The following is a 25,180-nucleotide window of genomic DNA, read 5'->3' on the forward strand; positions in this document are numbered from 1 at the left end:
GCATGAGCACAAATCAAGCAGATGCTGTCTTCGTCTTGGAAAATATTGTGCGCAAATTTCCTGCGGGCGAAGCGTTTGTTACCGTTTTGAAAAACATCAATCTTACCATTAAACGTGGTGAAATGGTGGCAATTGTAGGTGCTTCCGGTTCAGGTAAATCGACCTTGATGAATATTTTAGGCTGTCTTGATCGTCCAACTTCTGGTCGTTATTGGATCTCTGGTAAAGAAACAGCTTCCCTTTCTGCGGATGAATTGTCGGCTTTGCGACGTAATCATTTTGGTTTTATTTTTCAGCGTTACCATTTGTTGAATGAATTGACAGCTCTTGGTAATGTTGAAATTCCGGCTATTTATGCGGGATGTGCCGTGGAAGCAAGGAAACAGCGGGCACAGGATCTTTTAACGCGTTTGGGCATGGGGGATCGGATAAATCATCGTCCAAATCAGCTTTCTGGTGGTCAGCAACAACGTGTTTCTATTGCTCGGGCGCTCATGAATAATGCGGAGGTCATTCTTGCGGATGAGCCAACTGGTGCATTGGATAAAAAGAGTGGGCAAGAAGTATTGCATATTTTGGATGAACTTCATCAAGAGGGGCGTACCATTATCATTGTAACCCATGATATGCAGGTGGCTGAAAGAGCAGAGCGTATTATCGAAATCAGTGATGGGGAAATTATTGCTGATAAGCGGTCAAAGGTTGCAAAAACAAAAGTTGGTGGAAAATCTCTTCAGGAACAACAAAATCTAAAAGGCCAACAAAAACTGGGCTTTTTTCGTTCTTTTGTTGAGCGATTCCGTGAGGCGTTTGTGATGGCTCTGTTGGCAATGAATGCACATCGCATGCGGACTTTTCTAACAATGCTTGGGGTGATTATCGGTATTGGGGCGATTATTGCTATGGTGGCTTTAGGGAATGGTACACGAGAGAAAATTCTGGAAAATTTTAAAAGTTTGGGTACTAATACATTAACCATTTTTCCTGGTAAAAGTTTTTCTGATCCACAAGCAGAAAAAATAACCAGTTTGGTTGAAGCTGATGCAGAAGCCTTGTCTGGATTACCTTATGTTTCTGGTGTAACACCACAGATTTCAGCAAGCTCGAAAGTGCGTTTTGGTGCAGTTGAAGTCAATGCCATTATTGCGGGGGTGGGAGAACAATTTTTTCAGACACAGGGGCTCAAAGTTTTCAAAGGACAGTTTTTTGATCAAAAAAGTGTTCATGATCGGGCGGTTGATCTCGTGATCGAGAAAGAAGCATTGTCTGTTCTTTTCCCCCATAGCCATGAAAGCCCCCTTGGAAAGGTGGTGAATGTGGGTAATGTTCCTGCGCGTATTATTGGTGTTGTTGATTCGCAAAATAATGCAAGTGGAGATACATCAAATACTTTACAGCTTTATTTACCCTATACAACAGTGCAGACGCGTTTTCTTGGTACAACAGAAGTTCGTGCGATTACCGTTAGGATTGCTGATGATGTTGATTCATATTTAGCGGAGACCATGATAAAACGTTTTCTCATTATGCGGCATGGCGGGGAGGATTTTTTCATTAGAAATTCTGAATTTTTCCGTGAACGTGTTATGGAGAGTACAAATATTTTAACACTTTTAATTTCTTCAATTGCAGCTATTTCCCTGGTTGTGGGGGGTATTGGGGTGATGAATATTATGTTGGTCACTGTTTCTGAGCGGATCAATGAAATCGGCGTGCGTATGGCAGTTGGTGCACGGCAAAGTGATATTTTACAGCAATTTCTCATTGAAGCGATTTTGGTTTGTGTGATTGGTGGTGGTTTGGGGATCTTGCTTGGACTTTCTATCGGTGGCTTGTTTCTTCTGTTTAAGGCACCTATTCATTTGGTTTATACTATTGAATCGATCATTATGTCTCTTACTTTTTCAACCCTCATAGGAATATGTTTTGGCTTTTCTCCAGCGCGGCAAGCTTCACGGCTTGACCCTGTTGTCGCTCTTTCACGCGATTAAGCTTTATCAATTGGGGCATGTTTGTTCGTGATGCTTTCCACTTGGATGAAGCATTTATGAAGCGAAACATGAATGGAAAAAGTTTAGCATTATTTGCTGCTCTATTTTAGAAAACGCTTTGTTCATTAAGTGGAGCGTACCACTAGAGGTGAATGTTTTATAGGGCACCCCATCATGTGAGATATGGTAGGCATATAAGCCTTCTTGAGGCATTAAATGTTTTGAGAATGCATGATGAATATTTTAAATCTTTCTTGTCGAGTCTTATGGAAGTAAATCCTATTAAGGAGAAATTAAATAGAACCCGTTAGAATGAGATTGCTTGCAGACTGAATTTTGTTAAAAATTCTCGTCTTCTGAGATGTGAAGAGGAGGACAAATAAAATATACTGCGCGACGATTCTTAAGATTTAACCTAAAAAGAGGCGGGGGAAGTGAATAGTATATCTGCTAACAAACAAAAGAACAAAAAAGAAGGTTGATGCCAAAAACAGCTTAAACCTCCGTTCTTCCAAAAAAATGAACTGGTATCGAGATAGTTGAGCAGTTTAAGAGGTTTCGTTTAGTCTTTTTAAGATTTTCGGAAAAGAGGTTATGAGGATTTCTCACTTTTAGTTTTGCAGAAGGTGGTGCAAATTATAGGTGTTTAGGTTTATGCAAATAAATTATGATCGTGCTCAAGTTTTAAAATGTGACCTAAGACACAGCCATTTTCTGTTCCTTTATGCGAGTAACTTAGCTTTCTTTAGAATATTTTGTTTAAGGCATCGCTTTTTTCTGCCTTATCTCATGATTTTGGAGCTGAAGGATAAACAAGCCATTTGAGTTTCTAGGGTAAGGATGCCGTCAGATACTCGGTAGGGGGCGTGATCTTAAGAACTAATACCGTGAGATGCGGGTTTGATTTCATGAGTTTGGTGAGGACAACAAAAAGTTTGAGAGGCGGATAGCTTCTTATTTTGAATGATGTATGAATGAAAGGGGCTTTCATTTATTGAAAAAGAATAAGCTCATATTCAGCAGATGTGAGATGAAGTAAGAGCATCGTAATACCAAGCTGCAGTTATGCTGCTAAAGAACATAATGGCGCTAGTGATGAGCAATGGTATGTCTAGTTGGTATGGTATTCTTCCTCCTGCTACAAGTTCGATACAGAGCGCCATTGTGTTGCACATTAACACTCTTGTTTTAAAGAAACATTTCTCAAGGTATCTAAGCCTATTTTGCGACGCTGTTCATGGTAAATCTATTGAGCACCTCCATCTTTACGCTTATGAAGTAATAAGCCGGCACCATCATTATATTTGCCAGCTCTTGGGTGTTGCGATAGACCTTGCATTAAGGCGGCGGTTCATAAGAGCCATTTTTAGTCATTTCTTGTACAGTTTTTCTCCACACACTCATCCCGCTTGTGATGTGCAAGCGGGTGGTTTTGATTGATTCAAGATAAACAGATTTGAAATGAGAAAATCTTACGTTATTCAGAGTTCTAATTTAATATGAATGACGCTATATTATCATTATAAATCAAAATATTGTACATATAAAAAAGAATTCTAAAACCACCCGCTATAAAGTATAAGAAGCGAATAATTAGTCTACGAAAGAACAAAAGATAAAGAAATATTTCAAAAATCAATATTTTGAATATCACGATTAATATTTTGCGTATTTATAGTGAAATTATATGCATGATCGTTCGTAAAATGCGCTGTTTTGTGTGTGGAGTTTCTTCCTTGGTGTCTTGTGTGTTCGCAGGTGTCGTATCCATTTCCTCCTCTCATTCTTAAGCTAAATCCTAAAATTATTGCGCACTTTATTTTGTATTCTTAACAAAAGGCAAAAAATATTTTCAAAATCATCACGCCTTACCGTTTATTTCCATAGGGATATAGACATCAATAAATGCATCATATGATTTGGGGGATACTCAAAAGGATCAAAAGATTCTCTATTGTTGATTTAATTAAGCATAGAAGAAATGTCTTAAAATCAAGCAATTTTAAGCTTTTTTAAGTTTTTTGGGTAGAACAAGAGGCATTGACGAATTGGTTTAGATTCGATAATTGAAGGTATTTTTCATTGGGGGGAAGCATGACGACGCTGCAATCGCTTTTACAGACATATCGTGATGAAGCGCGTACCGAACGAGATAAAGGTACATATTTTGAGCGTTTTGCTCTTGCTTATCTAATATATGATCCTCTTCAGTCTGGGTGTTATGAAAAGGTTCAAACCTTTAAAGATTGGGCTCATGAAAATGGTTGGGATGGTCGGGATACCGGTATTGATCTTGTGGCAAAGCTTCGTGATGAAGAGGGGTTTGCAGCAATCCAATGTAAATTTTATGATGCAGCCTATCGAATTAAAAAAGCAGATATTGATAGTTTTATTTCGGCATCAGGGAAAGCTCCATTCAAGCGGCGTGTTATTATAGATAGTACTGAAAGTGCTTGGAGTGATAACGCTGAAACAATGATACGGGGGCAGGATATTCCTGTTATACGAATTAATCTTTCCGATATGCAACAAAGTCCGGTCTGTTGGGAAATTTTTGCAGCCCAGGGCAAAGTTGTTTTGGAGGATAAAAAGAAGTTGCGTCCACATCAATTGGAAGCATTGCTTGATGTGCGTGCTGGGCTTGCTCAAGCAGATCGGGGGAAGCTTATTATGGCTTGTGGGACTGGTAAGACATTTACCAGTCTTAAAATTGCTGAGGATTTGGCGGGTGAAGGCAAGTTTGTTTTGTTTCTTGTTCCTTCCTTGGCACTGATGTCACAGACGGTCCGTGAATGGACAACGGATGCAGGAATCGGATTGAGATCTTTTGCTGTATGTTCCGATACACAAGTGGGAAAGCGTCGTAAAAATAGTGATGATGTTGCTGAAATTGATGTGTTTGATCTTGCTTTTCCGGCGACAACCGATGCTGCTAAACTTGCAGAACAGGTGGCGAAGAGTGTTGCAGATAAGATGACCGTGGTGTTTGCAACCTATCAATCTATTCAGGTGATTGCTGATGCTCAGAAAAACTATGGTTTGCCAACATTTGATCTTATCATTTGTGATGAAGCGCACCGTACAACAGGGGCAACGCTGGTGGGCGAGGGTGAATCCAATTTTGTTAAGGTGCATTCTAATGATGTTATTTGCGCCAAGAAACGCCTTTATATGACAGCGACACCACGCATTTTTGGTGATAACGCAAAAAGTCGCGCGAATGAAGTTAATGCTGTTCTTGCTTCTATGGATGATGAAAAGCTTTTTGGTAAAACACTTTTTTATCGGGGTTTTTCATGGGCAGTACAAAATGATCTTTTAACAGATTATAAGGTTATTGTCTTAGCAATGGACGAAAAATTGGTCAGTTCCGCTGTTCAGAAGCGCCTTAGTGATAGCGATTCTGAGCTTATTCTTGATGATGCAACAAAGATTATTGGCTGTTATAAGGCTTTGACAAAACAAAATATGAAGGCTGATGTTGGTACGGATTCATATCCTATGCATCGTGCTTTAGCATTTTGTAAAACTATTAAAAGTTCTGAACTTGTGCGTGATGAGTTTTCTACGGTTGTTAGAGAATATCTTGATTATACGAAAGAGGATACAGAAAATGAGCATTTTCTGAAGTGTGAAATTGAGCATGTTGATGGCACTTTCAATGCAAAGGATCGTGGTGCATTACTTGATTGGCTGAAAGCTGATAGTGGGGATGATATTTGTCGTATTTTAACCAATGCAAGGTGTTTGTCTGAGGGGGTGGATGTTCCGGCTCTTGATGCGATCATGTTTTTAAATCCACGCAAGAGCCAGATTGATGTTGTGCAAGCGGTTGGGCGGGTGATGCGTCGCTCTGAGGGTAAAAAGATGGGATATGTCATTTTGCCAATTGGTATTCCTCCTGATACTCCAGCGGAACAGGCTTTGAACAACAATGATAAATATCGGGTTATCTGGCAAATTTTAAATGCTTTGCGTGCGCATGATGATCGTTTTGATGCGACGATTAATAAGGCATCCCTCGGGCAAGATATCAGCAATGTGATTGAGATTATTGGTGTCACGCAGAGCACTGAGTTAGAGGCTGTTACGGCTGTTGTAGACAATCTTCCGGTTCGCTCACAGCCTGCACGAGCGGGAATTGGAAGTCTGGAGCATGATTGCTTTCTTACAGAGCAGGTAAACGAGGAGCTTTCTTTCTGCGTAGATGAACTTTCTCGTGCGATTTTGGCAAAGATCGTTAAGAAATGTGGGACACGTGATTATTGGGAGGATTGGGCGAGCAATATTGCTGAAATTGCTAAGAATCATATCACGCGCTTAACAGGCATTCTGGCAGAGCCAAATACTGAGGCGCGTCAAGCCTTTGACAGGTTTGTGGCAGAACTGCGTGATGATTTAAATGATGCTGTTACAGAAGCTGATGCGATTGAGATGTTGGCACAGCATATTATCACGCGTCCTGTCTTTCAGGTGTTGTTTGAAGGCTATCAGTTCACACGTGAGAACCCTGTCTCGTGTGCTATGCAACGTATGCTTGATGTGCTTGATGAGGCAAATCTTGATAAGGAATCCAAAGATCTGGAAAAATTTTACGCAAGTGTAAAATTACGCGCCAGTGGCATTACGGATCCAAAAGCCAAGCAGAGATTAATTGTAGATCTTTACGATAAATTTTTCCGTTATGCTTTTCCACGCACTGTAGAAAAATTAGGGATTGTTTATACGCCCGTTGAGGTGGTGGATTTTATTCTGAACTCTGTCAATGATGTCTTGCAAAATGAATTTGGGCAAACGCTTGGCTCATCGGGTATTCACATTATTGATCCCTTTACTGGAACGGGGACTTTTATCACGCGGCTTTTACAATCGGGTTTGATAAAACCAGAGGAGATGAAACACAAATTTTGTCATGAAATCCATGCCAATGAGATCATGCTTTTAGCCTATTATATTGCAGCTATTAATATTGAGACAACCTATCATGGTCTGATGGGGGGAGGTTATGTTCCGTTTGAGGGAATTTGTTTGACCGATACATTCCAGCTTTATGAGCAAGAAAAAGACCTGATCAGTGATTTGCTGGTGGATAACAGTACACGTCGGGCGCACCAGAAGGAACTGGATATTCGTGTTATTGTTGGCAACCCCCCTTATTCTTCTGGACAAAAAAGTGAAAACGACAATGCGCAGAATATTGGCTATCCTAAATTGGATCGTCGCATTCGTGAAACCTATGCCGCTCAATCTAAAGCAAGCAATGTTAATGGACTTTATGACAGTTATATTCGTGCCATTCGTTGGGCAAGTGACCGTATAAAAGACTGTGGTGTTATTGGTTTTGTGACAAATGCAGGTTTTATCAGTAGTTACTCTACGGATGGTTTACGAAAATGTTTAATCGAGGAATTTAGCAGCCTTTATATTTTCCATTTGCGGGGGAATCAACGAACTTCTGGAGAACTCTCTCGAAAGGAGGGGGGAAAGATTTTTGGTTCTGGGTCTCGCGCACCTATTGCGATTTCCATTTTGGTTAAAAATCCGGATGCACAACAGCATGGGAAAATATATTTTCGTGATATTGGAGATTATCTCACAGCAAAAGAAAAGCTCCGTGAACTTCAGAGGTTGGGGAGTATTGGTGGTATCACACGTGAACACAGCTGGCAGATGATTACACCTGATGAGCATGGCGATTGGCTGAATCAGCGCAATAATGATTTTGAAAAATTTCTAGCCTTAGGTGACAAGAAAGGCAGTGATAAAAGGCTCTTTGAAAATTTTTCTGGCGGTATACAAACTAGTCGTGATGCTTGGACATATAACTCAAGTCGTGAAGCTTTAGCAAAGAATATGAGCAATATGATTGCTTTTTATAACAGTGAAGTAGAGCGTTTTAATGCTGCGTATCTACATTCTGATCGCAAAGCACGTGCAAATGCTGTGAACGATTTTGTCAATACAGATTCTAGAAAGATTAGTTGGAGTAGTAGCCTTAAAGAAGAATTAATAAGGGGGAAAGCTTTTAAATTTAAAGATACGTATATTACCCAGAGCCTTTATCGTCCTTTTACACAACAGTGGCTCTATTACAATCGTGTTTTTAACCATAGAGTTTTACAAATGCCACATATTTTTCCTCTGGAACAAGCGGCTGAAAATAAGGTGATACAAGTTACGGGAATTGGAGCAAGCAGTGGCTTTTCTGTTCTGATGACTAAGAATTTATCTAATCTTCATGCAATGGATACTGGTCAATGTTTTCCACGGTATGTTTATGAAGATGCTGTGTCCTTGAAAAATAAGGAGGGGGATCAGGTTCATTTGTTTGCAAATTTTGCAGAGGAAAGCAAAGAAACTGGTTTAGAGCGGCGTGATGCTCTTACGGATGAAGGGTTGGCTTATTTTAAGGCAGCTTATCCTGGTGAAATGATAACAAAGGATGATTTGTTTTATTATGTTTACGGGATTTTGCATTCTGAAGATTATCGTGCTCGCTATGCGCATAATTTATCTAAACAATTGCCGCGTATTCCAACAGTTAAAAAGGTAGAGGATTTTTGGGCTTTTGTTACAGCAGGGCGCAAGCTTGGTGATTTGCATATGAATTATGAAGAGGTTGAACCCTATCCCGTTACCTATAAACAGGGTGATCCAAGAACTTGGGTGATTTCTGATGAGAAGAGTTTCTACCGTGTTGAAGCGATGAAATTTGCTGGTAAGCGCGGTGCTATTAATAAGAGCACAGTGATTTATAATGCGCATATCACGATGCAGAATATTCCTCTTGAAGCTTATGAGTATGTGGTGAGTGGCAGGAGTGCTCTTGAATGGGTTATGGAGCGGCAGGTTGTCAAAACGGATAAAGCGAGCGGACTTGTTAATGATGCCAATCGCTATGCTGTTGAAACGGTGGGTAATCCAGCTTATCCATTGGAATTGTTTCAGCGGGTTATTACTGTAAGCTTGGAAACAATGAAAATTGTGCGCAACCTGCCAAAATTGGAAGTGAGAGAAACTGAAAAGGTTAAATTATCCATTGTGTGGTAAAAAAGTGTTGAGTCGTAACAAACTGGCACTATCATACACCTTGCCAGCTCGTGGGTATTGCGACAGCCCTTGGCACTTGAGACAAGTCCATAAGAGGCATGTCTTTCTTGTACAGTTTTACGCTGCGCAGGCTCTCTTCCTTTGTGATGTGCAAGAAAATGGTTTTGATTGATTCAATAGAGAGCAGATTTGAAATGAGAGAATCTGATGATATTGAGAGCTCTCATTCAAGTTAAAGCGTAATAAAGTTCCATTATAAATCAATATATTGTATGTGATAAAGCACCTTAGGCAGTGAGGTCGCTAAAATTATGACGCATGAGCTTTAGCGGCAGTGATGAATATTCTCAGGCAGGGTTTTCTTGTCGAGCTTTATGTGAGTAAACCATATAAATGGCGAAGCTGAGTGGAGCCTGTCCAGAGAAAGTGAACTGTTTACAAATCGTTGCTGATAGGAATCATCGTCCTTTGAGATGTTGAGAGGACATGACAATTCTCATGAAATCTGTCCTTTGAGGTGTTCTGATATTGAAGTGAGCAGGTGGAACGCGTTAGACAAGAAGCTGAGTTATTATTGTTTACAGATTACTAGAGTTTAAAAATTTTCGTTCTTTTTGGGAGAGGAAACCAGACAAAAGGTGATCTTAGAGAGCGAAATGATTTCAAAAAAGATTGCGATAAAAAACGTGGGGTATTTGTAGCGGTGTGCGTTTTGAGCTTATTTCTATCTGTGATCTAAAATGCTCTTATGGAGATGCTTTGTAGAATGAAGAAATAGTTACTAATATATTGACTTATAATGATAGTTTAACATTCTCTCTGTTGAATGAGAAATCTAAGTATTATAAATTTTCTCATTTTAAATCTATTAAAATTACTTCTTTGCATGTCATACGAGGTTGGTATGTTCGTGTTTAAGAAAGGCGTAATGCATACCTCTTACCAATCATCCCAAGAGGTTTAAGAGCTATCGTAATACTTGGGGGGGTGGCAAAGTATAGGGTGAGGCGGTTTGCATTTTTTATGAAGGGTAAGACAGTGGTATAAATAGATTTTTATGACAAGTCTGGAGATCTTATGGCTGTCTGGGGGCTCTATTTACAAGAGCTTATAATATTGGGATGGCATGTACAGATCCGCGCTGTGAGATATGTTTGGGATGTAAGAGATGTTTTGGGTGAACGTGCAAATACAGTGACACGTGCATTGGGATGTTCTGCGTTGTATGAGGGTAAGCTCTGTCGAGTTTTTATAGAGGCAACTTCTTGTGGAAGAGTATGAGAGAAAGGTATGAAGCGGTTCGTGGGTGGCAAGGTTTTTAAAAAGTCAGAAGGATAAAGATTAGAATGCGGTTCTGATATAGACTTGGAGCGTTTTAATATATTGGAATATAAGAATGCGGATTTGATTGATCTGTTGTATTGCGCTTTCAGCATTGTTCTTTTTAACAGGATAGGCAATGAAATGGATATCAGGCATTAAATATTTAAGTTCTCGCATTGAGCGCCACACATGGTAATCATGGGTGACGATATAAAGGGTTTTATAGTGGTGTTTTTTGATCCAATCGGCGCTTTCTTTAGCATTTCCTCTGGTGTTAATCGCTTGATGCCCGATGTCAATACAACAGGAGATAAGCCGTGGGGTAATATGCATGTTGTGCATGAGACTTTTCAGATTGGTTGTGGTATTTACGCCACTGATGAGGAGACGTGAACCAAGCCCCTTTTGTAAGAGATTAAGTCCTGTCTCTATTCGGTTTTCTCCGCCTGTAAGCACGATAATGGCATCCGCTTTGGGGAGAGGTGTTGGGGGAGAAAGTCGTTCAGTTTTTTCAGAAAAAATAATAAAACCGCCCCAGAAAATTAAAACAATGATTGAAAGAGTAAGGGTTGTCGGTGGAAAATAGCGAAATAAAAAGCAGGGAGACCAACTATTATAGTGGGTCCGTTTTGGAAGAGGACGTTCTAAATTGTTTTGCGTCAATGAGTTGAAAGTGTTGTGAGTCATAAAATTAAAATAAACCGTTTTCACATTGATCAATTTTTTTCAGTTGCGCTAAAATAGTCATGCGGTTTGTAAGGGTGGTAAGAAAAGAAACGAAAATAATAAGAAAAATGATTTTTCCGTAGGGGATGGAACTTATGGAAAGATGTCCAAACAAAGCTGTTACTTGGCTAGCTTCTACTCTTCCCAAGTTATAATTCGTCCAGAGACAAAAGGCTGAAAATAGAAATATGCTTGTGAGACCACCATATAAAGCACCACGCAGCGCAGTTTTAAAAAAATGCCAGTCAAATTGGCGAGCAATGAAAAGAGTTTCAGTACCAAGGAAATATAAGACATTGATAATATGTGTATTTTCTGCCAATGCATTGCGGGTGGCAAAAATGATGGTGAGGATAAGAGAGCCTAAAACCAATGCTAAAATTGAAAAACCAATGAAAACAGTGGTGTGTGCCATGGTCGCAAAACGATGAACCCAAACACGGTGATCATCAAATTGACCTCCTGGAATTTGGGTTTTAATGGCGTGATTAATGGCTGCAAAATTGATTTTTTCATCTCTCTTCAGGGTCACAATGATGAGGCGGGGAAGGGGTAGTTCATTGACATTGAAGCCTGTTCCAAGCCATGGCTCCAGTAACTTTTCTGTAGCTTTTTGGTCAACAATTTTTGCATCTTGTACACCAGAAAATGTTTTAACTAATTGTACGGCATCACGGAGTGCTTTGTTGATATCAACATTGTCAATGGGGCGTATCTGTATTGTTGCTTCATAGCTAATCTGATTACTCCAATTTTGGGCGGCACGTTGGACCAAATCAACTCCGATTAAGGTGAGGCTTGAAAGAAATGTCATAATAGCAATCACGGCAACCAATGCTTTTCCAGAAATATTACCACTGGGAATAATCGCTGTTGTATTTTTTTTATTGCTGGTAAAAACGGAGAAAAATTTATTCATGAATCGTCATCCGTCCGTTATGGAGAAGCATACGCCGTGCTGCAACTTGTTCCATTAAGGCAATATCATGGGTGGCAATGATAACAGCCGTTCCAAAACGGTTTAATTCAATAAACAAACGGAGGAGGCGTTTTGCCAAGGGCGGATCGACATTTCCGGTGGGTTCATCAGCAAGTAGAATTTCAGGTTGATCAATGAGTGCGCGTGCAATGGCTACCCTTTGTTTTTCCCCACCGGAAAGAACCGGTGGTAAAACATGAATATGATCTCCAAGACCTACCCAACAGAGAAGATCTTCCACTTCACTGCGATAGGTTGCTTCTTCTTGTCCTTTAATGCGTAAAGGTAAGGAGACATTTTCATAAGTGGTCATGTGGTCGAGTAAACGAAAATCTTGAAAAACCACCCCGATACGTTGTCGCAGCGCAGGGAGTTCTTGTCGTTTGAGTAATGCTGTGTCTGTTCCAAAGAGATCAATATGACCGCGGGTGGGTTTGAGTGCCAAAAACATAAGACGCATCAGCGACGTTTTCCCTGCTCCAGAGGCACCTGTGAGAAATTGAAATGATCCAGGAGGAATATGAAAGCTAATATCACGAAGGACCTCAGGGCCCATTCCATAGCGTAGGCCGACATTTTCAAAATGAATCACTTTTTATTATTACTCCTGATTTTATATTGCATCATTTATTCTAAAAACTCTTACTTTCATTGCTTTAGATTTTTGTTGTAAGCTTGTTTATTTTAGATTTCATGGTTTTCAATATTTTTTATACACCCTCGTTATAGATAAATATTTTTGCTCAAGAATATTATCACTTATACTTTCTTTTTTAGCTTTGTTTATGATTTTAGCAGGAATTTCAAAGGGATTCTAGCATAAACATCAGAACTATTTTTCCTTCTTACTCAGAGGCTTTTTTGCATTGAGTGGACATTAGGTGATTTTAAAAAGCTATGTTGCTCTTTTTATCGTACTTTCTTATTCTTGTTCGTATCCCAATTCTGAGGTTTTTGCTTAAATTATTTCTTACCTCTCATGAAGAAAAGCGTTTGTTGTTAGAATGATTGAGCTTCTCATGAATTGTTTTGTTTTTTATTCTCCTCAGTGGTTTTCGTAATAATGCTGAGATAATTTTAGCAAAAAAACAAAAACCACCGTATGTTGTATTGCGTCGTGTTTTTTAGTTTTGTCGGTTGGCAATCAGATCTTCAACAACTTGCGGTTCGGCAAGGGTTGAAATATCTCCGAGAGTATCAAAATCGTTTTCAGCGATTTTTCGTAAAATACGTCTCATAATTTTTCCTGATCGCGTTTTGGGAAGCTGTGGGGCAAATTGAATTTTATCCAATATGGCAATAGAACCTATTTCTTGTCTTACATGTTTAATAAGCTCTTTTTGTAACTCTTCACTCGGCGCTGTCCCTTCCATTAAGGTGATAAAACTATAAATTCCTTGTCCTTTAATGGGATGCGGGTAACCCACAATGGCTGCTTCTGATACAGCGGGATGAGAAACAAGGGCTGATTCAATTTCAGCAGTTCCTAACCTGTGTCCCGAGACATTGAGAATGTCATCAACCCGCCCTGTAATCCAGTAATAGCCGTCACTATCGCGCCTACAACCATCGCCTGTAAAATATCTTCCTTTATAGGAGGAAAAATAAGTTTGAATAAAGCGCTCATGATCTTTATAAAGCGTGCGCATTTGTCCTGGCCATGAATCACTGATACAAAGATTGCCTTCTGCTTCACCTTCTAAAATATTGCCTTGGGCATCAACAATTTGGGGTTGAACACCAAAAAAAGGACGTGTGGCTGATCCTGCTTTAAGGGGTGTTGCACCGGGCAAGGGCGTGATCATATGCCCTCCTGTTTCCGTTTGCCACCATGTATCGAGAATCGGACAACGGTCATTTCCAATTATATGATAAAACCATTCCCATGCTTCTGGGTTAATAGGTTCTCCTACCGTTCCTAAAAGACGCAACGACGTCCTGTTTGAGTGTTCAACAAATGAATTTCCTGCTCCCATTAAGGCGCGGATAGCTGTTGGTGCGGTATAGAGTGTATTGACTTGATGCTTGTCGACAATTTCCCAGAATCTGCCTTTGTCAGGAAAGGTTGGTGTGCCTTCAAACATTAAAGTGGTCGCACCATTGCATAAAGGTCCATAAACCAAGTAAGAATGACCGGTAATCCACCCAATATCAGCTGTGCACCAGTAAACTTCATTGGGGTGGTAATCAAAAACATATTGGTGAGTCATCGAGGCAAAAACAAGATAGCCTGCTGTGGTATGCAAAACACCTTTAGGTTTGCCGGTGGAGCCTGAAGTATAAAGAATAAAAAGTGGATCTTCAGCATTCATTGGTTCTGGTGGACAAGCTGTTTTGGTATGAGCTATCTCTTCGTGGTACCAAAAATCACGCCCCTCTACCCATTGAATGGGTCCACAAGTCCGCCGTATAACCATGACTTTGTCCACCTGCACGTTTTGGCGCGCTGCTATCTCAATAGCATGGTCAACGTTGTCTTTTAAGTTAATCCGTTTGCCGCCACGCAAGCCGTGATCAGCGGTAATCATAAAGGTTGATTCACAGTCAACAAGGCGTCCTGCTATTGCTTCAGCAGAAAAGCCTGCAAAAATAACCGAATGAACAGCACCAATGCGGGCACACGCGAGCATAGCATAGGCTGCTTCGGGAATCATGGGGAGATAAATGGTTACTTTATCGCCTTTCTTAATGCCACGACTTTTCAAAAGATTGGCAAAACGACAAACATGTTCATAAAGCTCGTTATAGGTTATTTTTTTATCATGATAAGGATTATCTCCTTCCCAAATGAGCGCGATTTTGTCTCCATGGGTTTTCAGGTGGCGATCAATGCAATTATAGGTAACATTTGTTATCCCATCTTCGTACCATTGAATGGAGACATCTCCGTTAAAAGAAGTATTTTTTACTTTTGTAAAAGGTTTAAACCATTCAATGCGTTGACCATGTTTTGCCCAGAAGCTTTCTGGATCATTAATGCTTTCTCGATACCATTGTTGATAAGTTTCCTCATCGAGCAAAGTATTTTTTTTGATCTCTTCTGATACTGGATAGATTTTTTCAGTCATGCTTCCCTCTTTTTATTTTTTAGAAAAATCAGCCTCTGTATTTTGTATGGTTATATTTGTGGCAGAGTTTTCCCAAAAGCTTTTCATTGTGAGGTTAGACTAAATGACAAAGATTAGAATAGTCAATTTTTAAATCTGATACGTTTTTCTTAAAAAGGTATTTTATGCTTTTAGGATATTCAAATATGGCAAAGACTATTGCGGTATAGAGCCTTTTATAAACGCACAAAGGCACTAAAAAATATCATATAAAAAGGGAGATAAAGGTGCTTTATTGATTATCACTTTAAATGTTTTTTATTTTGTATTCCCTTATTTAAAAAAGAATAAGTTTATTAATAATTAATTAAACCAAAATATCAAAAATAATGAAAAGAATTACTGTATATAAATTTTATTTTATAGTTACTTTCCAACTGTAACTACCACTTTTAAAAACCAATAGCATATATAGGGATAAAGACAATGAGAATACAAAACATTTTTACGATTTCATAACAAATATTCATTATAAAAAAATCCTGATTATAAGATGTGATTCACAATAGATATCTCCGAAAACTATTTTATCCACAGATGTAGATATTTAATTTTGGTATATTCTTTCGAATATATTTACAGAATTATTTATCTTCAGAGATATCTTTGTCGCTATATGACCGAATGTGCTGCATGAACCAAAAATATTAATTCTCCTTAATTATCTACATTAAAAGTAGTATCATAATGATACATTTCAAATGGCTATCATGTATTTTTAGAAAAATGTCAAAGATAAACTTTAAAAATAACAATAAAAACACTGTATGAATAATATATATTATGTATATATGAAATTTTTTCTTAAATAGATAATAATATTACTTATAATATTTAAAATATAAGAAATTACACCATATTTTTTCTTAATTAAAGTTTAAATTTAGAAAAATTGCGTATATGAAAAGTTGAAGTTTTTCTCTTTGTTTACGAGAACGATAAAGAAATATCGTTATTGGGATCGATCTCATTGCCATTGTTTTGCCTGCATGTATTATGCGCATATGCTTGGGATTAGTTCTTTTATTTTTCAGGCGAATATTGACCGTATTTTATGCTTTGTAGAGCATAGAAAGCCTTTTGCTATTGTTGGACCTTATAGATTGCTATTCATGTTGTTTAACGCGGCTCTTGGTGCTCTATTGGGCATTTGAGATGTTTATTTTGCTCAAGTGACTTACATGAAAGAGTTTTGTTACTGTATTATGCAGCCATAAGCCTCTTTTTGCCTGCTTTACGCCATTGGCATGTGGGGAAATTGTTTACGCGTGTTGGAGAAGTTAAGAGAATTCGTTGTTTTTAATGGAAATCATTGCGATAATCGTAGTCAATATTTTTTTGCAATTATTTATTTCGCGACAGTTTTTTCATTCATGTGCAACGCCTCTATTTTTGTTATTTTGCTTTTACATTCAGGATTTCTTTTTTGCGTGCTTTTGGTGGAGAGGCGGTCAGAGGGGAGGTGAAGTAGAACCAATGTGCGAGAATATGAGAGCCAAATTTCAATACTATTTTGAAGCTATTGTACGGGTTGTGGATGTGCCGGTGAGAAATTTGAGAAGACTAGCTTTTTTGCTAGAATTGCTCCTTTATTGAGATTGAAGGGAATGTTTTTCTCATTTCTGCTGTTTTTGGCTTGTTCGTAGAATCTTCAATGGGAATTTATATAAGGGGGAATTGCTTTACACAGGGCGTTTTCCAAATAAAGCGGAGCCAATGCGAAGGACATTAGAGCCAAACTGTAGAGCGGTTTTGAAGTCACTGGACATACCCATGGAAAGCTTTGAAAGACCTGCTTGTTTTGTTAATTTTGCTAAGAGCGCGAAATAGGGTCCGGGGTTTTCATCGACAGGGGGGATGCTCATAAGACCGATGATATCGAGTCCATAGTTGTTTTTGCATTGAGAAACAAAAGGGATCACTTCTTGCGGTGCAACACCACTTTTTTGCGGTTCTAATCCAATGTTAACCTGAACGTAGCAGGGGAGATGCCTTTTTTGCTTTTCCATTTCTTCAGCTAAGCTTTTGGCTATTTTTTCACGGTCAACCGTTTGGATGACATCAAAAAGTTTTACTGCCTCTGCCGTTTTATTTGATTGTAGGGGACCGATGAGATGGAGTTTAATATTTTCAAATTGTTGACGTAAAGCAGGCCATTTTTGTGCTGCTTCTTGTACGCGGTTTTCTGCAAACAAAGATTGGCCTGCTTGTAAAATGGGGCGTATATCAGCGGCAGAAACAGTTTTTGAAACAGCGATAAGTTCAATTTCTTCTACAGGGCGTTGTAACTCTTGACATGTTTCAGCAATGTCTTTTCGAAGGTTTTGCCATGCTTCAATGGAAGGGGCATCGAGGGGCGTTTGTGTATTCATGTTTTTGTGCTTTACCTTTTTTGTTCAAGAGTTGGTCGTTTTTTTTAAAGTTTTATAAAATACTTAGGGAAATATTTCACGAAAATGTTGACGATGAGGTTAATCCATGGTCAAGCATAATAAAACAAGTTTTTGGTTCTGTTTTATTAAAAGAGTATAATGGGAATGACAATTGAGCATTATAAGATAGGCGAACGCTATAATCCACGTGCGAGAGAAAAAAAATGGCAAGAAATTTGGGATGAAAAGAAAATTTTTCAGACTCTTCAAGAAGATGCTCGTGAAAAATATTATGTTTTAGAAATGTTTCCTTATCCTTCTGGCCGTATTCACATGGGGCATGTGCGCAATTATGCCATGGGGGATGTGGTTGCACGCTATAAACGCGCCAAGGGGTTTAATGTGCTTCATCCCATGGGGTGGGATGCTTTTGGGATGCCGGCTGAAAATGCCGCTATGCAAAATAAAGTGCACCCTAAAACTTGGACCTATCAAAATATTGCGGTGATGCGTGGGCAATTAAAGCAATTAGGGCTCTCGATAGATTGGACTCGGGAATTTGCGACTTGTGATGAGGAATATTACCACCGACAACAAATGTTGTTCCTTGATTTCTATCAAAAGGGGTTGGTAGCACGTAAAGTGGCTAAGGTGAATTGGGACCCTGTTGATCATACTGTTTTGGCCAATGAACAGGTTGTTGATGGGCGGGGATGGCGTTCTGGTGCGTTGGTGGAACAACGTGAGTTGACGCAGTGGTTTTTCAAAATTAGCGACTTTAGTGAAGATCTCTTGGCAGGGCTTGAAGAGCTGAACCAATGGCCGGAAAAAGTTCGCACCATGCAAAAAAATTGGATTGGAAAATCACAAGGTTTGCTGATTCGTTGGGCTTTAAAGTCGGCGGGTGATGCTGGTGATGTTTGTGAGAAATTTGATGAGGTTGTTTGTTATTCAACGCGTCCTGATACACTGTTTGGTGCCTCCTTTTTGGCTCTGTCTGTTGATCATCCTATTGCACAAGCTTTGGCAAAAAAAGACAAAGCGTTGAGTGCTTTTATTGAAAATTGTCGGTGTGGTGGAACGACAACGGCAGCACTTGAAACAGCTGAAAAACAAGGGTTTTTCACGCCCCTTTTGGCTGTTCATCCTTTCGATTCAACAGTACATATTCCCGTTTATATCGCGAATTTTGTGCTTATGGACTATGGAACAGGGGTTGTTTTTGGTTGTCCAGCTCATGATCAGAGAGATTTCGATTTTGCGCGTAAATATGATCTTCCAATAAAACCGGTGGTTTTACCAAAAGGAGAGCAAGCAGAAGATTTTGTTATTACTGAAACACCTTATACGGGTGATGGGGTGATGATCAATTCCAGTTTTTTGGATGGTTTGACACCCCGACAAGCTTTTGAAGAAGCTGCTAAAAAGCTTGAAAAACAAATGCTCAATGGGCAACCGCAAGGGAAGAAAACAGTGCAATTTCGTTTGCGTGATTGGGGGATTTCACGTCAACGTTATTGGGGGTGTCCTATTCCGATGATCCATTGTACAACTTGTGGGGTTGTTCCTGTTCCACGTGCCAATTTACCGGTTGTGTTGCCTGATGATGTTACTTTTGATCAACCAGGAAATCCTCTTGCACGACATGAAACATGGCAAAATGTTACTTGTCCTTCCTGTGGTCAACTTGCCAAACGCGAAACCGATACCATGGACACATTTGTTGACTCTTCTTGGTATTATGCACGCTTTACGGCTCCTTTTGCATCAGAACCGGTTGACAAACAAGCAACCGCTGAATGGTTGCCTGTGCAACAATATATTGGTGGAATTGAGCATGCCATTTTGCATCTTCTTTATGCACGCTTTTTTATGCGTGCCATGAAATTGGTCGGTCATGTGACGGTAGATGAGCCTTTTAAGGGGCTTTTTACCCAAGGGATGGTGGTGCATGAAACCTATCGAGATGATCAAGGGTGGGTTTCTCCAGCAGAAATTTCGATTGTTGAAAAAGATGGAAAGCGGTGTGCTTATAAATTAACCGATCAAAGTGAAGTGACGATTGGTTTGATTGAGAAAATGTCAAAATCAAAAAAGAATGTCGTTGATCCTGATGATATTATTGCATCTTATGGCGCTGATACTGTGCGTTGGTTTGTGTTGTCAGATTCTCCTCCCGAGCGAGATGTCATTTGGACAGAATCTGGTGTTGAAGGTGCACATCGCTTTGTACAGCGTGTTTGGCGCCATGTGGCTGTGAGTGCTTCTATTTTAAAGGATGTGGCGCCTTGTGCAGGGCATCAGGGGGCGGCTTTGGAACTCTCAAAGGTCGCACATCGCACGCTTTGCGCTGTAGAAGATGATTTGGAAAAATTCGCTTTTAATCGGGCTATTGCACGCCTTTATGAATTCTTGAATATTATGGCGCCGTTGTTAAATAGGATAGAAAGTGTTGACGATGAAATGAAAGCTTCTTTACGTCAAGCTATGGATTTTTTTCTTGCTATGATTGCACCAATGATGCCCCATTTAGCAGAAGAATGTCATGCTGCTTTAGGGGGAAAAAGTTTAATATCTGCGCTTTCTTGGCCTGTTTATGATCGTACGTTAACCGTTGCGGAATGCTATACTTTGCCAGTACAAATTAATGGTAAAAAACGCGGTGAGGTGAGCGTTGCAGCAACTGCTGATGAGGTGATGATTAAAGAAGCGGTTTTGGCGTTAGATTTTGTAAAGGCGCAGCTGATTGAAAAGCCCGTGAAAAAAATCATTGTTGTTCCAAAAAGGATTGTGAATGTCGTTCTTTAGAAGTTCTATTCTTGTCATTTTAGCTGGTGTATTCACACTGTTGTGTGGATGCAAAGTTGAACCGCTTTACCGTCAAGAGTTGCAGAGTGCAATGACAATGGATTCTGCTTCTTATGGGAATCCTTCTTCTGGATACCCTTCTGGACAAGCTTCTTTGGGATTAGCGCAAAAGCTTGCTTCTATTGTTGTGGAAGAACCTTCGGATCGTTTTGGTCAAATGGTGCGCAACCATCTGCTTTTTCTTTTGTATGGAAATGGTGCTAAACCTTCTCTACCTGCTTATCAATTGGCATTACAGATATCCGTCTTTACAAGAGAATCTATGCAGATAGAGGTTGATTTCGAGAAAAAGAGAAAGGGACGACCTTCTGTTGGAACTGTTATGAGCAGAGCTTCTTACACTTTGCAGGATATGAAAAATACTCTTGTTGCAAAAGGAACAGCAATGATGAATGCATCTTTTGAGCGACTTCGTCAAGAATATGCAACGCTGCAAGCAGAAGAAGATGCAAAAAAACGTGTTGCGGAAGAGTTGGCTGAACAGATCTTTTTGTTACTTTCAAAAGATCTTTCCAATAAAAATTCTAGATATTAAGCAATATTTTGTCCTGTTTTTTTCCAGTCGTCGAGGAATATTTGCAACCCTTTGTCGGTGAGAGGGTGTTTGACCAGTGCTTTTAAGATTGCTGGTGGAACTGTTGCAATGTCAGCACCACTGAGTGCTGCTTCTTTGACATGATTAACGGTGCGGATTGAAGCGGCCAAGATTTGTGTTTCAAAGTTATAGTTATCATAAATTGTGCGAATTTCATGAAGCAGTTCACTTCCATCATTTCCACAATCATCAAGTCTACCAATAAAAGGTGAAACGAATGTTGCGCCTGCTTTGGCGGCTAATAAGGCTTGATTGGCAGAAAAACAAAGTGTGAGATTTGTTTTTAGTCCTGCTGCTGTGAGGGCTTTACAGGCTTTTAATCCATCGAGTGTTAAAGGAAGCTTGATACAAATATTGTCGGCAATCTTTGCTAAAACAGTTGCTTCTTTCATGATGCTTTCAAATTCCGTTGCTGCAACTTCAGCAGAAACAGGTCCGCTAACGAGAGCACAAATTTCTTTTGTAACATCAAGAATATTGCGTCCTGATTTTAGGATAAGAGAGGGATTGGTGGTAACACCATCAACAAGGCTTAAATTCTGTAACTCTTGAATTTCTTCAATATTGGCGCTATCCACAAAAAATTTCATCTCTAACCTCTTTTTTTTAGCTTTATCCTATTTTTTGTTATGCGCTATTGTTGACTGCAAAAGCAAGAGAAAGAATTAATATCTGTGTAAAGAACAAGAATGCTATGGTGTTAATCATGTACCCGTTTTCGGTAAAGAAATATGATTTATCGTTTCCACACCCATTTTATAGTGTTACTCGTGATAAGGCATAGAATTCATTGCGTACCAACATTTTTGCGTATTGGAATCTTTGCGTAGCGGTGTTTTTATATTTATGGAAATAAGCTAGCATTATCAAACACTTTGTTTATTTCCTATTTGCCATTGCTCTTGATATTTGAGAGTGCATCATAAGATACCTTCCTTTTTTAGGGGGTATGTTTAACTTTGTTTTTGATGAAAGCGGATGGATTTATTTTGTCGTAAAACACTGTTGAAGAACGCCTGTAAAATTTTACGCATGAAGGGTTTTTTTATGGTCAATTACATTGATTTATTCTGTTTTCCCCATTCTTCAAAAATACGCTTTTGTGCTGCTTGTATTGTTGCTTGATTCTCAATCAAGCTGAAAGATGTATACACGTGTTTTCACGTTTTGGCACAAAGCCAAGGTGAATATTGTAACGGCTCCATTTGCAATATTATTCTCCCTATAATTAAAATCATGGATACTTTTTCATCAATAAGGATTTACAAATGTTCCTCAATGGGTTTGAAATGAAAAAAATTATCGTATTGAGGGTTTTTATTACAATAGGTAGAATAATGATTATATCTTTATAAATCAGTTTGTTGAAGATAAATTGAGATATGAGGCGGTAAAAAAATAAAAGTGTGCATTGGAAAAAAGTCATACTATGGGATCGCTTTGTTAAAGGACGCACTTACGATATCATGTTGAATGCTTAATAGTGATGCGCTTTATTTGCACAGAAGAATGGTGCTGTTTTTTTTTGCTATAGAGTTTTTTGTTATAGACGATGAGATTGGTCCTTTTATTGGCACTTTGGTGATGGAATGCGTGTTAAAAAGAATTTTTGTTAGAAAAGTGTTGTGATCGGGGGGATTGAATCCTGCAATGAATTTTATAAGAGTGTTTAAAGATTAAGGTTTAGACTTGTTGGTGCTCAATAGGTCGTAGATTGGTTTAAAAGATGAATTCAAACATGATAGAGGAAAAGATTGTATCCGTATTGGTTCCTCTTCCTGTTGCTCATGCTTATAGTTATAAAGTTCCATCTTTTATGGAGGTGAACGTTGGTTCCTTTGTTCGGGTTCCGGTGATGGGGCGTGAGCTTTGCGGTTTTGTTGTGGATGTTGGAGAGCAGACAGCCGATGGGCAAAAGTCTGCTTCGGTGGCGCGTGAAAAATTACGCTCTCTGCTTCATGTTTTTGATTGTCCCCCATTAAAGGCAGAAATGATCACATTTTTGCGTTTTGTTAGTCGCTATACAATGGCGCCTTTTGGTCTTGTTGCACGATTGGTTTTGTCTGTACCGGCTGCTTTAGAGCCGGAAGCGCAGATGCTGGGTTTGCGATATTGTGGTGGAAATGTAGAACGTCTCACACCAGCGCGGTCACGGGTTTTGGAATTGGTGCGCAGTGAGAAGATATGGACACGTTCTGGTCTGGCACATGCGGCTGGAACTTCGGCTTCTGTTGTTGAAGGTTTAAAAGCGCTAGGAATTTTTGAAGATGTTAAGGTTCCTGCTCCTGATCTTGTGGGCATGCCTGATCCTGATTTTTGTCCCCCTCAGTTGCAGGGAGCGCAAAATGAAGCAGCAACAATGTTGCGGGAAGGTGTTTTATCTTCTCAGTTTCAAGTTTTTTTGCTTGATGGTGTGACTGGGTCTGGAAAGACAGAGGTTTATTTTGAAGCGGTTGCTCAAGCCTTCAAAGGAGGCAAGCAGGTTTTAATTTTGTTGCCGGAAATTGCTTTAACTCAGCAGTTTTTAGATCGTTTTTATGCGCGCTTTGGCGCTGCTGCAGCAGAATGGCATTCTGATTTGACGCCACGTCGTAGAGAACGCGTCTGGCGGCAAGTCGCAGAAGGGCGGGTGCGTGTTGTGGCTGGGGCTCGTTCGGCGCTTTTTCTTCCCTTTCCTAAGCTTGGCTTGATTGTTGTCGATGAAGAACATGATAGCGCTTATAAACAAGAAGAGCGCATTTTTTATCATGCGCGTGATATGGCTGTTGCACGAGGCTCTTTTGAGCGTTTTCCTGTTATTTTATCTTCAGCCACACCGTCGATTGAAAGCCAAGCCAATGTTTTAAAAGGGCGTTATCAAAAGGTGCATTTACCTTCCCGTTTTAAAGAAGTTGCACTTCCACAGTTGCGGGTGGTTGATATGCGCCAAGGGGGGGTGCAAAAGGGGCGCTTTATTTCCTGTGCTCTTGAAAGGGCTTTAAAACAAACGCTTGATAAGGGCGAACAAGCTCTTCTTTTTCTTAATCGTCGTGGTTATGCACCTTTGACTTTATGCCGAATTTGCGGACATCGTTTTCATTGTACCGATTGTTCAAGTTGGTTGGTCGAACATCGTGCGCAAGGGCAACTGAAATGTCATCATTGTGGATATCATGAACCACTTCCTGAAGCCTGTCCTGAATGCGGAACCTTAGATCATCTTGTGGCTTGCGGACCAGGTGTGGAAAGGATTGCCGAAGAAACACAAATGCTTTTTCCTCAAGCGCGATCATTGATCCTTTCAACAGATCTCAAAGGAGGGATTGGGCAGTTGCGAAGCGAATTACAAGCCATTGCCAATGGCGATGTGGACATTATTATTGGAACACAGCTGGTCGCTAAAGGACATCATTTTCCCAAGCTCTCTCTGGTTGGTGTTATTGATGCTGATCTTGGTCTTGCCAATGGCGATTTACGCGCAAGTGAACGTACCTATCAGCTACTTTCTCAAGTTACCGGAAGAGCAGGGCGTGTGGGATTGAAAAGTTTAGGATTATTGCAAACTTATCAACCAGATCATCCGGTCATCAAAGCCTTACTTGCATGCCAGCCAGAAGATTTTTACACACGTGAGATTGCAGCACGTCAGCATTATCATTTGCCCCCCTATGGGCGGCTTGCCTCTTTGATCGTGTCTGCACAACAGCGCCAAGCAGCAGAACATTATGCGCGCGCATTGCGTCAGGCAGCGCCACGGGAAAAAAATATCTCGGTTATGGGACCAGCAGAAGCGCCTTTGGCTTTGGTTCGGGGGCGTTATCGTTTTCGGCTTTTGCTGCAAGGACAGCGTTCTTTTGATATACAAGGGTTTATACGTGCAATGCTTAGCGGTACACCTAAAATGCCCAGTTCCGTTCGGGTTCAAATTGATATTGATCCGCAAAGTTTTTTCTAAAACCAGTATCGCATAAGTGAAGATCTCTTTGCTTAAGGTGCTTTACTTGAACTCTTATATTATTCAGAACAAGCATCCAAGCAGCAAAATATGATACATGTCCATTGCATTAAGTAGAGCCACGGGAAAAAATATCTTTGTGATAGAACCAGCAGAAGCGCTTCTCTTCTTTCAAGGGCGCTATCATTTCGGCTTTTACTTCTTTTTTGTATGATGGACAGTATTCTTTTGATAG

General features: G+C 39.8%; 12 protein-coding genes and 1 pseudogene. 6 read left to right on the plus strand and 7 right to left on the minus strand.

The genetic code is table 11. The features are described 5' to 3' along the window. The first annotated feature begins 2 nt into the window (after positions 1-2). Positions 3-1,991: a MacB family efflux pump subunit gene (locus ACFIMG_RS07055; protein ID WP_375678354.1), complete on the plus strand. Its 1,989-nt coding sequence runs from the start codon at positions 3-5 to the stop codon at positions 1,989-1,991. Between the two features lie 1,177 nt (positions 1,992-3,168). Here the strand turns inward: ACFIMG_RS07055 and ACFIMG_RS07060 are convergent. Then, positions 3,169-3,355 (minus strand): annotated as a pseudogene (locus ACFIMG_RS07060) (integrase); the annotation flags it as partial. Positions 3,356-4,085: 730 nt separating this feature from the next. Here ACFIMG_RS07060 and ACFIMG_RS07065 point away from each other — a divergent pair. Next, entirely contained in the window at positions 4,086-9,041 is a 4,956-nt protein-coding gene (locus ACFIMG_RS07065; protein ID WP_375678355.1) for a DEAD/DEAH box helicase, read from the plus strand. Positions 9,042-10,118: 1,077 nt separating this feature from the next. Next, on the plus strand, positions 10,119-10,322 hold the full coding sequence (locus tag ACFIMG_RS07070; RefSeq protein WP_375679899.1) for a hypothetical protein: 204 nt from the start codon (positions 10,119-10,121) through the stop codon (positions 10,320-10,322). 60 nt (positions 10,323-10,382) lie between these two features. Here the strand turns inward: ACFIMG_RS07070 and ACFIMG_RS07075 are convergent, their stop codons facing one another. The 5 genes from ACFIMG_RS07075 to ACFIMG_RS07095 all read right to left on the minus strand — a co-directional run bounded on the left by ACFIMG_RS07075 (position 10,383) and on the right by ACFIMG_RS07095 (position 17,548). Continuing rightward, on the minus strand, positions 10,383-11,051 hold the full coding sequence (locus tag ACFIMG_RS07075; protein ID WP_375678357.1) for a YdcF family protein: 669 nt from the start codon (positions 11,049-11,051) through the stop codon (positions 10,383-10,385). Positions 11,052-11,055: 4 nt separating this feature from the next. Next, the gene (locus tag ACFIMG_RS07080; RefSeq protein WP_375628714.1) at positions 11,056-12,009 is read right to left on the minus strand and encodes a cell division protein FtsX; all 954 of its coding nucleotides are present in this window, start codon (positions 12,007-12,009) and stop codon (positions 11,056-11,058) included. Further along, positions 12,002-12,661, minus strand: a complete 660-nt coding sequence (ftsE, locus tag ACFIMG_RS07085; RefSeq protein ID WP_273723097.1) for a cell division ATP-binding protein FtsE — start codon at positions 12,659-12,661, stop codon at positions 12,002-12,004. The genes ACFIMG_RS07080 and ftsE overlap by 8 nt, the downstream gene beginning before the upstream one ends. Positions 12,662-13,193: 532 nt before the next feature. Beyond that, positions 13,194-15,137, minus strand: coding sequence for an acetate--CoA ligase (acs, locus tag ACFIMG_RS07090; protein WP_375678359.1), 1,944 nt, complete (start codon positions 15,135-15,137; stop codon positions 13,194-13,196). 1,721 nt (positions 15,138-16,858) lie between these two features. Further along, positions 16,859-17,548 (minus strand): YggS family pyridoxal phosphate-dependent enzyme, encoded by a 690-nt coding sequence (locus ACFIMG_RS07095; protein WP_375628711.1) that lies wholly within the window; start codon positions 17,546-17,548, stop codon positions 16,859-16,861. 165 nt (positions 17,549-17,713) lie between these two features. Between ACFIMG_RS07095 and leuS the strand changes: the two genes are divergently transcribed. Further along, positions 17,714-20,356 (plus strand): leucine--tRNA ligase, encoded by a 2,643-nt coding sequence (leuS, locus tag ACFIMG_RS07100; protein ID WP_375678381.1) that lies wholly within the window; start codon positions 17,714-17,716, stop codon positions 20,354-20,356. Next, on the plus strand, positions 20,343-20,951 hold the full coding sequence (gene lptE / locus ACFIMG_RS07105; protein ID WP_375678360.1) for an LPS assembly lipoprotein LptE: 609 nt from the start codon (positions 20,343-20,345) through the stop codon (positions 20,949-20,951). The genes leuS and lptE overlap by 14 nt, the downstream gene beginning before the upstream one ends. Here the strand turns inward: lptE and fsa are convergent. After that, positions 20,948-21,601, minus strand: coding sequence for a fructose-6-phosphate aldolase (gene fsa / locus ACFIMG_RS07110; protein WP_375678361.1), 654 nt, complete (start codon positions 21,599-21,601; stop codon positions 20,948-20,950). The two genes, lptE and fsa, sit on opposite strands and share 4 nt — an antisense overlap. Positions 21,602-22,749: 1,148 nt before the next feature. On the opposite strand from fsa, the gene ACFIMG_RS07115 reads away from it, so the two are divergent. Continuing rightward, positions 22,750-24,945: a primosomal protein N' gene (locus tag ACFIMG_RS07115; RefSeq protein WP_375678362.1), complete on the plus strand. Its 2,196-nt coding sequence runs from the start codon at positions 22,750-22,752 to the stop codon at positions 24,943-24,945. Positions 24,946-25,180: the final 235 nt, after the last annotated feature.

The organism is Bartonella sp. AP11XZML, from assembly GCF_042196445.1.
Taxonomy (GTDB): Bacteria; Pseudomonadota; Alphaproteobacteria; order Rhizobiales; family Rhizobiaceae; genus Bartonella.

Excerpts from the sequence above, each read along its gene's own strand:
- ACFIMG_RS07065 (WP_375678355.1), top strand. The coding sequence starts at position 4,086 with ATGACGACGCTGCAATCGCTTTTACAGACATATCGTGATGAAGCGCGT.
- ACFIMG_RS07055 (WP_375678354.1), top strand. The coding sequence starts at position 3 with ATGAGCACAAATCAAGCAGATGCTGTCTTCGTCTTGGAAAATATTGTG.
- fsa (WP_375678361.1), bottom strand. The coding sequence starts at position 21,601 with ATGAAATTTTTTGTGGATAGCGCCAATATTGAAGAAATTCAAGAGTTA.
- ACFIMG_RS07070 (WP_375679899.1), top strand. The coding sequence starts at position 10,119 with ATGGCTGTCTGGGGGCTCTATTTACAAGAGCTTATAATATTGGGATGG.
- ACFIMG_RS07075 (WP_375678357.1), bottom strand. The coding sequence starts at position 11,051 with ATGACTCACAACACTTTCAACTCATTGACGCAAAACAATTTAGAACGT.
- acs (WP_375678359.1), bottom strand. The coding sequence starts at position 15,137 with ATGACTGAAAAAATCTATCCAGTATCAGAAGAGATCAAAAAAAATACT.
- ACFIMG_RS07115 (WP_375678362.1), top strand. The coding sequence starts at position 22,750 with ATGATAGAGGAAAAGATTGTATCCGTATTGGTTCCTCTTCCTGTTGCT.
- leuS (WP_375678381.1), top strand. The coding sequence starts at position 17,714 with ATGACAATTGAGCATTATAAGATAGGCGAACGCTATAATCCACGTGCG.
- ACFIMG_RS07080 (WP_375628714.1), bottom strand. The coding sequence starts at position 12,009 with ATGAATAAATTTTTCTCCGTTTTTACCAGCAATAAAAAAAATACAACA.
- ACFIMG_RS07095 (WP_375628711.1), bottom strand. The coding sequence starts at position 17,548 with ATGAATACACAAACGCCCCTCGATGCCCCTTCCATTGAAGCATGGCAA.
- lptE (WP_375678360.1), top strand. The coding sequence starts at position 20,343 with ATGTCGTTCTTTAGAAGTTCTATTCTTGTCATTTTAGCTGGTGTATTC.